The 12,972-nt window shown below is 43.7% G+C and carries 12 protein-coding genes; 5 read left to right on the top strand and 7 right to left on the bottom strand.

Translation table 11 applies throughout. The features are described from left to right. Nucleotides 1-47: 47 nt before the first annotated feature. From AC1RM2_RS26535 to AC1RM2_RS26520, 4 genes are read right to left on the bottom strand one after another with little or no spacing between them, the layout of a single operon-like run. Complete coding sequence (locus AC1RM2_RS26535; protein ID WP_492988124.1) at nt 48-611, bottom strand: histidine phosphatase family protein; 564 nt, start codon at nt 609-611, stop codon at nt 48-50. Nucleotides 612-657: 46 nt separating this feature from the next. Beyond that, a complete protein-coding gene (locus tag AC1RM2_RS26530; protein ID WP_492988123.1) occupies nt 658-1,677 on the bottom strand; it encodes a hypothetical protein in 1,020 nt (339 codons plus the stop codon). Between the two features lie 28 nt (nt 1,678-1,705). Continuing rightward, on the bottom strand, nt 1,706-3,130 hold the full coding sequence (locus AC1RM2_RS26525; RefSeq protein WP_492988122.1) for a hypothetical protein: 1,425 nt from the start codon (nt 3,128-3,130) through the stop codon (nt 1,706-1,708). A gap of 27 nt (nt 3,131-3,157) precedes the next feature. Then, nucleotides 3,158-5,989 carry a TonB-dependent receptor gene (locus tag AC1RM2_RS26520; RefSeq protein WP_492988121.1) on the bottom strand — a complete coding sequence of 944 codons (2,832 nt, stop codon included), beginning with the start codon at nt 5,987-5,989 and terminating at the stop codon, nt 3,158-3,160. 296 nt (nt 5,990-6,285) lie between these two features. Between AC1RM2_RS26520 and AC1RM2_RS26515 the strand changes: the two genes are divergently transcribed. Beyond that, nucleotides 6,286-7,539 carry an arsenic transporter gene (locus tag AC1RM2_RS26515; RefSeq protein ID WP_492988120.1) on the top strand — a complete coding sequence of 418 codons (1,254 nt, stop codon included), beginning with the start codon at nt 6,286-6,288 and terminating at the stop codon, nt 7,537-7,539. A gap of 14 nt (nt 7,540-7,553) precedes the next feature. Beyond that, nucleotides 7,554-7,976 carry an SMI1/KNR4 family protein gene (locus AC1RM2_RS26510; protein ID WP_492988119.1) on the top strand — a complete coding sequence of 141 codons (423 nt, stop codon included), beginning with the start codon at nt 7,554-7,556 and terminating at the stop codon, nt 7,974-7,976. A gap of 9 nt (nt 7,977-7,985) precedes the next feature. Here the strand turns inward: AC1RM2_RS26510 and AC1RM2_RS26505 are convergent, their stop codons facing one another. Genes AC1RM2_RS26505 through fdhD form a run of 3 tightly spaced genes read right to left on the bottom strand, consistent with a single transcriptional unit; the run spans nt 7,986 to nt 11,559 of the window. Next, nucleotides 7,986-10,304: an FdhF/YdeP family oxidoreductase gene (locus AC1RM2_RS26505; RefSeq protein ID WP_492988118.1), complete on the bottom strand. Its 2,319-nt coding sequence runs from the start codon at nt 10,302-10,304 to the stop codon at nt 7,986-7,988. Beyond that, nucleotides 10,304-10,657 carry a DUF7009 family protein gene (locus AC1RM2_RS26500; RefSeq protein WP_492988117.1) on the bottom strand — a complete coding sequence of 118 codons (354 nt, stop codon included), beginning with the start codon at nt 10,655-10,657 and terminating at the stop codon, nt 10,304-10,306. Before AC1RM2_RS26500 ends, AC1RM2_RS26505 begins: the two co-directional genes overlap by 1 nt. A 5-nt stretch (nt 10,658-10,662) precedes the next feature. After that, entirely contained in the window at nt 10,663-11,559 is an 897-nt protein-coding gene (fdhD, locus tag AC1RM2_RS26495; protein WP_492988116.1) for a formate dehydrogenase accessory sulfurtransferase FdhD, read from the bottom strand. A gap of 125 nt (nt 11,560-11,684) precedes the next feature. Here fdhD and AC1RM2_RS26490 point away from each other — a divergent pair, with 125 nt between their 5' ends. From AC1RM2_RS26490 to AC1RM2_RS26480, 3 genes are all read left to right on the top strand, one after another. Next, complete coding sequence (locus AC1RM2_RS26490; protein ID WP_492988115.1) at nt 11,685-11,927, top strand: MoaD/ThiS family protein; 243 nt, start codon at nt 11,685-11,687, stop codon at nt 11,925-11,927. A gap of 97 nt (nt 11,928-12,024) precedes the next feature. Then, a complete protein-coding gene (locus AC1RM2_RS26485; protein WP_492988114.1) occupies nt 12,025-12,462 on the top strand; it encodes a GNAT family N-acetyltransferase in 438 nt (145 codons plus the stop codon). Continuing rightward, complete coding sequence (locus AC1RM2_RS26480; protein WP_492988113.1) at nt 12,459-12,881, top strand: molybdenum cofactor biosynthesis protein MoaE; 423 nt, start codon at nt 12,459-12,461, stop codon at nt 12,879-12,881. The genes AC1RM2_RS26485 and AC1RM2_RS26480 overlap by 4 nt, the downstream gene beginning before the upstream one ends. Nucleotides 12,882-12,972 lie beyond the last annotated feature (91 nt).

The following is a 12,972-nucleotide window of genomic DNA, read 5'->3' as shown; positions in this document are numbered from 1 at the left end:
TCTGTGATGATTAAATTTTAGCGGAGGCTTATATTCGGTAACGTCTCTTAAAAATCGCAGCCCTTTGAGGCAACTATACCCTCTTTATCTTTGGTTAAAACAGCAACTCCATTATCAAATGTTATTATCCAAATGCTGTCATAATCATCATCCGGCCATTTTAAGCCACTTTCTTTTACACCAAGCGCCCTTGCTATTGGTGCGATGCCCCCGTGTTCCCAGGCTACAAGTACAACGCCGCTACGGCTTTTAAGATCTGCGGCCATACCTAATGAGTCTTTCTCGGTGCGGCTGCTATTGATGGTTAAATTGTATTTGGCCGCAAGCGGTACAATAGTTTGAAACATACGCGCATGTTTAGTAGCCTCGCCCAAACCAAGTGAGGGCACAAACACAAACGCCGGGATGCCAAACTTTGCAGTTATTACAGCCGGTAGTTTTAACGACCGGTTTAACCCCTCGCAGGTAAGGTTATCGCCTTTAAGCGGTTTCTCGGCATGGCGGATGAAGACTATTTTCAAATCGTTTGAAATGCTTTTTTGACCAAAGGCATTTAAACAACAAGCGTTTATAGCAGTAATTGCAATAAATAAAATTTTAGAAAACTTCATTTTTTCAGTTTTAAATCAATTATTAATATGAGCTTGTAATTGGGGATTATTTTCTTTTATAAAAAGAAATAGTAGCTAAAGAACCGGGATAGTCCCTTACTTCGGTGTTGGTATAATACCCGGAACCGTCAGCAGCAAAACATACGCCTTCGCCCTGCGGTTCGTTATTAAAGTAAGGGGCGTATTGCGGTTTAGTGAGCAGCCCGGCAGTTATAGAAAGGCCCGTGGGTAACTTCCAGTACCATATAGACTCTTTGCTTCTCAATAAAATCTCGGTGCCATCGGCAGATATATCGCCGCCGGTAGCTTTGTTAAACAGCAACTTAACAACAGGAGTTAAAGTTGTTATCGCAATAGTACTTTGGGGGTACCTGGCAACATAAATTTTTGAAAGGTTATTTTCCTTACTGGCAATATAAATATCCTTTGTTTTAGCATCAATCATCAGCGTCTCTGCGTTGCGGGACCCGTCCGGATAACGCAATTCTATTTTATCTACATCATTTATATCCAACGTAACAGGTAGAGTTTTGCCTGTTAAATCGGGTTCGGGGAAACGGTAGATCGTTATTGTTTTATATTTCGCATCGTTATCGCCTATATCGGCAACATATACATAACTTTTACCTGCAACCGGGCCGGGGCCTATGGCTATATCTTCCCAATCGCGGTTGCTTTCCCGGGTTAACGTGAGCGTTCCTTTATCGGCACCGGTTCCGTTGGTAAGGTAAACCTGGTTTGGGTTGCCGCTATCGTTATGAATATATAGCAAGCCAGGGGTTAACCTGCTTGCGGCAACGCCGGATATTTCTACAAGATCTGTCCGGGAAAGATGATTGGTTACCGGCACCGCGTTAAATAGCGTAGTAGTATCTAACGATGCAGGATCGTATGTAGGAGAGGGGAATACAACCGGACTAACCGGCGGCGTTGTTGCCACCGTATCTTTTGCCGGCACAACACTGCTACCTGTTTTTTTGCAGGCCGTTGCAACAATTATCAAAAAACAAAACAACCCACATTTAATGTATTTTGTTGTTTTATTTACATTAAATGGGGTTGTCATGCTGTAATTTGTATTTAGCTAATAAATATTAGTGTTGGTTGCCGGTACCATCTGTTTGGTAGCAACCGATATCTTTACCCGGAGGGGTTATGCCGCTTGAACCAAAGTTAGGATCAACCGGAACATTAGCAATTGCGCTAAAGCCGGTATAACCTTTGCCAACTGCAGGTGAGCCGGCCTGAAGACGGAAGTTAAATGCATCAACAGAGGCCTGGTTTACAAAATTCAGATTCGGAAGCGGGTAGTTTACAAACATTGGGTTGTTTTTACCTACCAATGATGTTCCGTCATATTTAAAACCGAAGGTGTAAGCAGTACCTAAAAATGCTTTCATATTAGGTATATCAGTAGCTTGCGGATGTGTTACAACAGCCTGTGCTATGTTAGTGGGTACAAACTGATTGGCAATAGCCACGTTATCGGCATAATAGAAATTATAACCATAAGCAGTTTTAGTGATTGGTCCATCCGTGTGGCTTAAAGTATCGGCAAGGTATACTTTGGCTGTAACATTGTTACCCCCTGCAATACGCACACCAAAATCGCAATCAACAATAAGGTTATTGTAAGCTAATGCCCTTGAGTTATTTTCAACCTCTACAGATCCTGAACGCGCCCCGTATACGCCGTGGTTTCTGAAACCGCCATTCACGTAAGTATTATTGTACATGGCTATCTGGCATTGGATAGAACTTTTTGCACCGTCATTTGCCGATTTTGTACCATTTGTAGCACCGCCAATGATCAGGTTATATGCCATGTTACCTTGTGTACCACCTTTTGCATTAAAACCGTCGCCGCCAAGGCCACCGCATTTTTCTAACGTATTCCTCATCATGTTGATATGGCCACCATAAAAACGAACGGCATCATCAGGCGTACCATAAATCCATGAATCTTCTAAAATGAAGCTTCCATTTGGATTTTGCCAGTATATAGCATACTGATCGCCGGTTGACGGGCCGGTGAACGGAGGTGATTTTAAGCCTGCGCCTGCAAAATCAAGGTGTGTCCACTTAATAACTAACAATTTGCAGGTAACATCGGCATAAATACCGCCCCATCCGCCTGCATATGCAGAATCCGTTGCGGCTGTTGAATTACCTGTAGTTTTAGTTCTGCGTGGATCGGTTATAGTAACCGGAGCGTCTTTTGTACCTAAACTAACCAAGGTGCCTTTTACAATAAACGTAGCCGAGTTTGTTACTTTTACAGTAACACCTTTTTGAATTAAAAGCGTATCTGTTGCATTAATGGTAACATCGCCAGATACGGTGTACGTTTTTCCGGCAAGCATTGTGCCTTTGATTGAGCCGGATAGCGGCGCGGTATTGCTAACCGCCTGCCCTACTTGCAGCAGCGGGGCCGATATAACGGCGTTATCTTTACTTTTACTGCATGCTGCCAGCACCAATACTGATAGGCAAACCAATGCATTTCTTAGATTTTTCATAATTAAGTGGGTTATAGTAATTTATTGTTAAAATTTGAACCGGAAACCAACCAGGAACCTGGCGTAAAACTTATCGTTTTCTACAGTGGCGTAATTGGGGCTGTCCTGTATAGGCAGCTTATTATTGCCGCTGTAAGCTTTATTTGATTGTTTTATTATTAATTTATAGGGCGTGTTTAGCAGGTTGTTAACTTTTACATATACGATGTAATGCTCGCTGAACTCTTTCTGGGCCGAGAAATCGAGGTTGATGGTTGGCCTTTCCCAGTTATCAAGATCTTTATATAATGACAGGGTATTTATTCTTTCGCCGGTGTAAACCGCGGCAAGTTGGGCATCTAATTTATGTTTGCTATCCTTATACAATAAAGAGAAGTTGCCCACATGAGCCGATTGGCCCTGTAAAGGCCTTGATTGGTTTACATCGATATTATGGAAACTGTTATCAGCCGGATCTACGTAAGTAAATTTCTTGGTAGAGTTAATTACCGAATGTGTATAGGTATAATTACCCGACACACCTATATTTCCAAAAAACTTTCTGAAAACCGCCTCTAAACCATAGTTATGGGCTGTTCCAAAATTGTATGGGCTTAACGTAAGATTGGCCGAAAAATCTGTTTGCACCAGGGCATATTCAATAGGGTTGGTAATTGTTTTATAAAATGCACCAACCATAAACTGATCTAAACCGTTCGGAAAAACCTCGTACCTGAAATCGAAATTATCGATAACCGAGTGTTGCAAATGCGGGTTACCTTGTATCGGGAAATTATCTGTAGCAAAGCCGGTATTATCCTGGTACGGTACCAGGTCTGAATACGCGGGGCGCAAAACCGATTTAAAATAAGATAACCTTAAAGCCTGGTTATTACTTAACGCATACTTCGCGTTAACGCTTGGCAAATAATCAGTATAAGTTATAGATGCCGATTTACCCGCTATAGTTGCCGGCAACGATGAATCATATGATTGTGATGTATGCTCGGCCCTTAACCCAAATAGAACGTCAAAACGATCGTTTATAAAATACTTAGCCTGTACATATCCCGCCTGAATATTTTCCTGAAAAGTATAAACACCGGGGTTACTAAACGCTGTACCTAAAGCATCGGTATTGGGTATAAATTTAAATTGCGAAGCGGGGATAGAAACGTATTTCTGGTAAGTTGAGTCGGCATCCGGAACAGGGCTTAGCTTATATTGGTTATCGTAGTTGTCCCGGTTTTTGTGCCTGGCCATACCACCAAAACCAATTTGCGTAGTATGATTGTTTATTTTGGTGCTATAATGCAAATTCAAATAACCGGATATATCCCTGTCGGTATTGCGGGTCCATTCACGTGTTTCCTTTTCTACCGAAACCGGTCCATATGACAGTGAAGTGGCCGTACCCGAAGCATTAGGGCTAATTTGCTGCGAAGTATTGAACGCTGCGTAATCTGGTAATTGTTGTTTGGCCTGCGAATAAACCAACGACCAATCTGTAGTGAAAAACGAAGCGAGTTTATTATTACCGTGCAATATCAGGCTGTAAATGCTCTGCAAATCCTGCCTGGTTTGGGTTTGGTTGTTGTTTTGAAAACCGCCGATATAACCGTTATAAGAATAGTTACCCAAAAGAATATCATTGGTTAACCGTACCCGGTCTTCGTTTAGTTGCAGGTAAGTACCAAACAGGCTTACCGTATTATCCGCATTAAATTTATAGTCGATTGTCGAGATCAAGCCAAGCCTATTGGTTAACGACGAATATTTTCGGGTTTGATAATCTGGGAAAACCTGTGTCATAGTGGCGTTAGGGCCCGCAGCCGGCCCTAATGTTGCATTTTGAACCAATACCGATGTATTGTTGCCCGCATAGGTGTTTTGGTAAGTGCCTGAAAAAATAACGCCGAGTTTTTTATTTAAAAACCTATCGCCTATCGTTAGGCTAAAATTGCTGTTGATAGGGGTCTTTTTTGTACCTGTTACCAGGTTATTGTAAGGAAAAGAAGAAACCGGGGCATAAACACCATTTCCCAAAATTTCGGCTGGCGACTGTTTATTTATTGATGATGTGTTGAAACTATCAAACGGTCTTTTTGAAAATAACTGGCTATACCCTGCGCCAACATTTCCCTCTAACCTGAATTCGTCCGGCGCTGTTTTCATCACCATGTTGATAACACCTCCGGAGGCATCACCTTCCATATCAGGAGTTAATGACTTGGAAATTTCTATACGTTCAACCAAATCTGCGGGGAATATATCTAATGGCACATACCTGTTCTTGTTATCAGGGCTTGGGATTTTAACCCCATTGATCAACGTTGTATTATAGCGCTTATCCATCCCCCTGATAATGGCATACTGGCCGTCACCTGTATTTCCCCGCTCGATAGAAACACCGGAAACACGTGCCAGCACGTTGGCAACAGTAATATCGGGTGATATGGCAATGGAATTGGCCGACACAATATTCACCAAATTATCAGCCCTTTGTTCGGCCCTTTTGGCGTACCTGTCCGATTCTTTATTGCCTTTAGCCGATATGGTTACACCATTTAAACTTGAAGTATTTGAAACCAGGGCAAAGTTGATTTTTAAATTTTGATTGTCGGCAAGTGTTATCGTAGTATCAATTGATACATAACCAATGTATGAAACCTTTAGTTTATAAGTACCCGCTTTCAAATTACTCAACACATATTTTCCATTAAGCATTGAAACGGTTTTAATCGGGCCGGGCTGCAGTACCAGTGTTGCGCCAACAAGTTGTTCATTAACAATTTTGTCAAAAACAGAGCCCGATATGGTAGAAGCATAAGAACCGGAAACGAAGAATATGAAAATCAAGGCTGAATAAATCTGTTTCATTAACACGATATTTTCAGCAAAGAAACCCCATCAAATCTGTAGCAATTTTGAATTTTAAGTCTATTATCTATTAATTAACTCAATGGTTTCCATAAGTTAACAATGACCTAACTTCTTCATTAAAAACACACTTTTACCTAACAATAAGTAAACACCAAAATGAAGAAATTTAACACCCCCTGAATATATTTTTCGGGTAATTGATGATAAAATTCCGGGGAATATCAAAATGGCTTATAGCAAAATCCATCAAAATAAAAGCAATTGTATATCCATAATCAATTAATTCAACATCTTTGAATAATTATATGGGGCATACTTACATCTGGATAATTTCTTTTTTTGCCGTAGCGGGCGTTATTATAAGGCCGTTTAAAATCCCTGAAGTGGTTTGGGCTGTAGCAGGGGCTATTTTGCTGGTTGTTTTTGGGCTGATATTACCTGCCGACGGCTTAACTGGTATAGCGAAAGGTACAGATGTATACCTGTTTTTAACCGGCATGATGCTACTTGCCGAAACGGCCCGCGAAGAAAAACTATTTGACTGGCTGGCGGCCCACGCCACCCGGATGGCCAAAGGATCGGCAAACAGGCTTTTCCTGCTCATATACCTGGTAGGCGTTGTGGTTACCACATTCCTATCAAACGATGCCACAGCGGTTGTGCTTACCCCCGCGGTGGCTGCCGCTGTAAAGGCAGCTAAAGTGGATAAACCTTTGCCCTACCTGTTAATTTGCGCGTTTATAGCCAATGCGGCCTCATTTGTATTGCCCATATCAAACCCTGCCAACCTGGTGATTTACGGCAGCCATATGCCATCGCTGTTACACTGGTTGCCACAATATATTTTACCCTCTTTTTTTGCTATAACGGTTACTTATATCATGCTGCGCTTTACCCAGCGTGGGGCTTTAAAAACAAAAATTGAAACAGATATAACTATCCCGGTTTTGGCACAGGGGGGCAAAACAGCCATCATTGGTATAGGTGCCACAGCCATTATTTTACTGATTGCATCAGCGTTTGATATTCAATTGGGCCTGCCAACAGCCATAACAGGAATTTTAACATCGGCTATTGTAATTATCAGGGCAAAAAAAAATCCTTGGATGGTGGTAAAAGGAGTTTCCTGGGCGATACTGCCCCTGGTTGCCGGATTATTCATTATTGTAGAGGCGCTGGGCAAAACCGGCATTATTGAGCGTTTAACCGCCCTGCTACATGAAAATGCCGCACATTCTGTAAATGCAACAGCCTGGGGCAGCGGCTTAATTACCGCCTTTGCATGTAACCTGATGAATAACCTGCCAGCCGGGTTAATAGCCGGCAATGTTGTGCAGGGCAATGTGCCCGAAATTATCAAAAGTTCGGTACTCATTGGCATCGACCTGGGGCCAAATCTGTCGGTTACCGGTTCCCTGGCAACCATCCTATGGTTGGTTGCCATCCGCCGCGAAGGACTGGATGTAAGTTTTTGGACGTTTTTAAAACTGGGGGCGCTGGTTATGACGGTAGCGCTGGTTTTTGCGTTGGCGGCGTTGTGGATATAATTCAAAATTAAGATATGCAGATAGAAGAAATTTTATTACTATACAGAGCTGAAAAACGAACTGGTTCAGCCTTGACAACTATAGAAACCATTGAAGCTACGGTAAATTTCCGGTTGCCTTATGATTACCGGTATTTCCTTGAAAATTACGAAGCATTTGAAAATTTTGTTGGACCCGAATATGTTGTTCTTGAAGATATCGATTCCATCTTACGTCGAAATACAGATTATGAAATTACGTCGGCACTACCGAATACCCTGATGATTGGTGGCAATGGCGGTGGTGAGTTTATAGCAATAGAATTTATTGATAGAGATAGGTATCGGATAGTTCTCTCCCCTTTTATTGGCTTAGAAACAATAAATCACATAGAAATTGGCACATCATTTACCGATATGTTTGTCCGTTTAAGTAGCGGCGAGGAATGGTTTAAATAAACTGTTATTTCAATCCTGCTTATGTTTTTTTATATAGATAAACACCAGTTTTGAAGTCGGCGTATTGCTTTTTTCGGCCACGCTGTCAATCGGGATCAGCACATTGGCTTCGGGGTAATAGGTCGCGGTGTTGCCTTCGGGGATGTTGTAGGGAACCACCACAAACAGGCGGGCCACACGCTCAACCCCGCCAAAGTTATTGTAAAGGTCTACGTGCTCCCCTTCTTTGAAACCGGCTTTGGCTATGTCCTTCCCGTTCATGAATATCACCCGGCGCTCGTTGTGGATTCCGCGGTAACGGTCGTTCAGTCCGTAAATGGTGGTATTAAACTGGTCATGGCTGCGGATGGTGGCCATCCGGTATTCCCCTGCGGCCATTTGGTGATTGGGCAAACCGGCAATATTAAAGCCTATCTTATCACCATACTGCACACTTTTAAACTTACCCGCGCGTGGACCATTGGGCAGGTAAAACCCTCCGGGGAGGCGCACCTTTTGATTATAGTCCTCAAAACCGGGAATCACTTCGCCAATTACATCGCGCACAGCATCATAGCTATTTGCATAGGTGTCCCAGTCGACCACCGAACGGCTGCCCAATGTGGCTTTGGCCAGGCGGCAAACAATCTGGTTCTCGTTCAGCAGATCTTTGGAAATGGGCTTAAGCATACCTTTTGACATCTGGACCACACCCATGGAATTTTCGCAGCTAATAAACTGGGCTTCGCCCCCAACCATGTCCTTATCACTTCTGGACAGGGTTGGCAATATCAACGCTTCATCGCCATGTACCAAATGGCTGCGGTTAAGCTTGGTTGATACATGTACCGACATTTCCAGCCTGCGCATAGCCTCAGCCGTGTAAGTAGTATCTGGCGTAGCCGACAGAAAGTTACCTCCCATTGCAAAAAAGACTTTAAGCTTACCCCTATGCATGGCTTGTATGGTTTCAACCACATCATAACCATGCCTGCGCGGGGGCTCAAAGCCAAAAACCTCTTTGAGCTTATCCAATTGCCGGGGCTGCGGTTTATCAAATATCATCATGGTGCGGTTGCCCTGTACATTGCTATGCCCGCGTACCGGGCATAAACCAGCGCCTGGCTTACCTATGGCGCCTTTCAGGATAGCAAGATTAACTATCTCCTTTACGGTATCAACCCCGTTTTTATGTTGCGTAACGCCCATAGCCCAGCAAATAATAATGCGGCTTTTGTTCTTCAGCATGTCGGCGGCCTGCTGAATCTGGGCCAGGGGGACACCAGCCTCATCGGCCAAATGGTTTATATCAAATTGATCAAGGTGATCCAGGAACGCTTCATAACCTTTGGTGCTGTTTTTTATAAATTCCTGATCAAACACCTTACCTGGGTTTTCCAGTTCAGCCTTGTACAGCAGCTTTTCTATGGCTTTCAGCAGGGCCATATCGCCATTGATCTTTACCTGCAGGTACAGGTCGGCCAGGTGGGTGGTCAACCCCAGGAAACCTTTTACTGTTTGCGGGTTTTTAAATCCCATCAACCCGGCCTCGTGCAAAGGGTTTACTGCAATTATTTCAGATCCGTTCTTTTTGGCCCTTTCCAACGCGGTAAGCATCCTTGGGTGGTTGGTGCCCGGGTTTTGGCCTATAATGATGATAACATCCGTATCATAAAAATCATTCAGGGTAACGGTGCCCTTGCCTATACCTATCGACTCGGCCAAACCAACACCCGTAGATTCATGGCACATGTTTGAGCAATCGGGCAGGTTATTGGTACCATACTCCCTTACAAATAACTGGTAAGTAAAAGAGGCCTCGTTACTGGTGCGGCCTGAGGTATAAAACGCGGCTTCATTTGGTGAGGCAAGGCTATTGAGCTTGCCTGCTATCTTTTTAAAAGCATCGTCCCAGCTAATGGGTTGATAATTTGTGCCTCCTTTTGGCAGGTACAAGGGTTGGGCTATCCGCCCTTTTTTACCTATCTCATAGTCATTCAGTTTAGCCAGGTCGGCAACGGCATTTTGCTCAAAGAATTTGGCAGTGAGTTTTTTGGTTGTAGCTTCCTCTGCAAGGGCTTTTGCCCCGTTCTCGCAATACTCGGCAATGGGCGACCGGTCATCATCCGGATCGGGCCAGGCGCAGCCAGAGCAGTCAAAGCCATCCTTTTTGTTCATTTTAAACAGGCCCTCCATACCGCGCACAAAGCCAGATTCCTGCAAAATATCAACCATGGCAACAGTTACAGCCGGTATCCCGGCTGCCCATTTTTTGGGATTGGTCAATTTCAGATCAAGCAGTTCTTCAGGGTTTTCTGCCGACGGCTGTTCTTTAGCATCCTTACTCATCACTTTTTATCGGCTAAAGGATTGGGGTAGTTATCACTCTGGTCTTCGGCCACATTATCAAGACAGGTGAAATCTTTTTCAACCAATAAATTCAGGCTGCCGTGTTTGCCTTCAAAACCCACTTTATCGGTCTCCGTCAGTTCTGTAATCACATTTTTTGGCACAAACAGGATAATCGTGTTCTCCCTGAATGTTGATGACAGGTGATCGTCATCAACAACTTTAATAGCATAGTATAGCTGCTGGCTGCCAAAGTCGATTTCTTCCTGCAGGTGGCCATCCGCTGCCAGTTGCGCTACATCGCTTTTGGTAAGCCTGTATCTTAATGAGTTGCCTTTAATGCGTATTTTCATGGGTGTTATATATTTTCGGCGGTAACCCGGCCATTATCGACAATTTTATTGCCCGGTATCTGTACGCGGTGTGCCGCGGTGTAAATGTTAAAACGTTCTTCGCGCAAAAAACCTATCAGCGTAATGTTAAACTCTTCGGCCAATTGTACGGCCAGGCTTGACGGTGCGCCAACCGCTGCTATAATATTAATACCTGCCATAGCGGCTTTTTGCACCAACTCGAAGCTTGCCCTGCCGCTCATCAGCAGTACGGTTTGCTGTAAAGGCAACCAGCCATAGCCAAGCGCGGCCCCTATCAGTTTATCAAGTGCATTGTGCCTGCCCACATCTTCACGCAGTAGTAAAAGCTCGCCTTCAGTGGTAAATAAAGCCGACGCGTGCAAGCCGCCGGTATCAGCAAAAACGCGCTGATGCCTTTGTAAAATAACAGGTAATTGGTATAAAACATCTGTTAAAACAGTGTCCTCATCTGCCAACTGCCCGGCAAAACTGCTTACGGTACGGATAGCATCGATAGAGCCTTTGCCACAAACCCCGCAACTGGACGTAGTATAAAAGTTGCGTTCGGCATTTTGCAGGTTGGGTACTACATTTATGTTTAATGTAACCTGTATTACGTTTTCTTTATTTTCGGCACAAGCTATGAAGCAGTGCGCCGTAGCCGCAACATCATCTGCATTTTTTATAATGCCTTCGGTAAATAAAAAGCCTTTAGCCAGTTCGGCATCATGACCAGGCGTGCGCATAGTTACAGATACATTTTGCGTATAGCGCTGATGTTCAGCACCATATTCCAGCCTAATTTCCAATGGCTCTTCTATCGCAAGGTCATCCGCGGTAATAACACTTGACGATGCGTTAACTTTAATAATAGGAATATGCTGTTGGGAATTGGCGACCATATGTAAATATACAATTTAGCACACAAGTTGTTTAGTTCCGCAGCCCGCTAAAGGGGGAGTTTTTGAATATCAATTATTTATATTTCTATGGCTTATGCTATCCTATTTTGCCCTAATTTTGAGGTATGAAGATCAATGTATTGGCATTTGGTGTTACAAAGGAGATTTTCGGGAGCGGCTCGGTTAGTTTAGAGTTAACTAATGATGCTACTATTTCGAATTTAAAATATGCGCTGGAGAAGGAATATCCCCGTTTAAGGCAGCTGGCATCATACATGGTTGCTGTAAATAATGAATATGCACTGCCGGGAGATACCATTCACGAACGGGACGAAATAGCTGTTATCCCCCCGGTGAGCGGAGGATAGGTTTAACCAGGGACTTTTTGTCGCATCCAAAAGCCCGCTATTTAAATTCTTTTTCGTTATCAGACATCTTTTCTTCGAATTTTTTTGTCGCTCAAACATGAACATCAGAAAAGCCACATTAGCCGATCAGGCAGCGTTATCAGATTTACTGGACCAGCTCGGCTACCCGGGAACCGGGGATTTTTTGTCTGCAAATTTAGAACGAATGCTGAGCCAGTCGCAATCGGAGGTTTTGGTTTATGAATTGGATGGGCAGGTTAAAGGCTTTATTGCTTTTGATTTTCTAACCCAACTGGCAGTTAAGGGCGATTTTGCACGGATAAGCTGTTTTGCCGTAGATGAAAATGCCCGCAGCATGGGAGTTGGCAAGGCATTGGAAGAGCATTTTGCCAATTTGGCAATCGCAAAGAAATGCGACCGGATTGAAGTACATTGCCATTCCCGCCGGGTTGATGCGCACCGCTTCTATTACCGGCAGGGCTACCACGAGTCGCCAAAGTATTTAATGAAATCGTTAACCGATCAACACGCATGACCAACACGCAAATAATATTATCCGCAGAAACCCTGAACATCCAGGCGTGTATCAACTGGATCATGTCGCCCGAATCTGGCGGGATCGATGTGTTTATTGGAACGGTTCGGAACACTACCAAGGGCAAAACCGTGCTAAAGCTCGATTTTGAAGCCTACGAGCCTATGGCTATCAGCGAAATGCAAAAGATAGCCGGCCAGGCTTTCGATAAATGGCCCGTACAAAAAATATTGATCCATCACCGCACCGGCGAATTGCAGGTTGGCGAAGTACCGGTAGTCATAGCCGTATCAGCCGCCCACCGCGATGCTGCATTTGATGCCTGCCGTTACATTATAGATACCTTAAAACAAACCGTACCCATCTGGAAAAAGGAGGCTTTTGAAGATGGAGATGTTTGGGTAGCAGCTCATCCTTGATGGAAAGTCAAAATTCAAAAATCAAAATTCAAAAGTTGTCGCTTTTTTACTTGATTTATTTAATGGCCCAAACACACCGCGAATGACGCGC

Source organism: Mucilaginibacter sp. GW822-FHT03E02, assembly GCF_058801545.1.
The sequence above is the reverse complement of the archived record's forward strand: the minus strand, read 5'-3'. Positions and strand labels throughout refer to the sequence as shown.

What these genes read in the sequence shown, in the direction of transcription:
- AC1RM2_RS26535 (WP_492988124.1), bottom strand. Translation starts at nt 611, where the DNA reads ATGAAGTTTTCTAAAATTTTATTTATTGCAATTACTGCTATAAACGCT.
- AC1RM2_RS26530 (WP_492988123.1), bottom strand. Translation starts at nt 1,677, where the DNA reads ATGACAACCCCATTTAATGTAAATAAAACAACAAAATACATTAAATGT.
- AC1RM2_RS26525 (WP_492988122.1), bottom strand. Translation starts at nt 3,130, where the DNA reads ATGAAAAATCTAAGAAATGCATTGGTTTGCCTATCAGTATTGGTGCTG.
- AC1RM2_RS26520 (WP_492988121.1), bottom strand. Translation starts at nt 5,989, where the DNA reads ATGAAACAGATTTATTCAGCCTTGATTTTCATATTCTTCGTTTCCGGT.
- AC1RM2_RS26510 (WP_492988119.1), top strand. Translation starts at nt 7,554, where the DNA reads ATGCAGATAGAAGAAATTTTATTACTATACAGAGCTGAAAAACGAACT.
- AC1RM2_RS26505 (WP_492988118.1), bottom strand. Translation starts at nt 10,304, where the DNA reads ATGAGTAAGGATGCTAAAGAACAGCCGTCGGCAGAAAACCCTGAAGAA.
- AC1RM2_RS26500 (WP_492988117.1), bottom strand. Translation starts at nt 10,657, where the DNA reads ATGAAAATACGCATTAAAGGCAACTCATTAAGATACAGGCTTACCAAA.
- fdhD (WP_492988116.1), bottom strand. Translation starts at nt 11,559, where the DNA reads ATGGTCGCCAATTCCCAACAGCATATTCCTATTATTAAAGTTAACGCA.
- AC1RM2_RS26490 (WP_492988115.1), top strand. Translation starts at nt 11,685, where the DNA reads ATGAAGATCAATGTATTGGCATTTGGTGTTACAAAGGAGATTTTCGGG.
- AC1RM2_RS26485 (WP_492988114.1), top strand. Translation starts at nt 12,025, where the DNA reads ATGAACATCAGAAAAGCCACATTAGCCGATCAGGCAGCGTTATCAGAT.
- AC1RM2_RS26480 (WP_492988113.1), top strand. Translation starts at nt 12,459, where the DNA reads ATGACCAACACGCAAATAATATTATCCGCAGAAACCCTGAACATCCAG.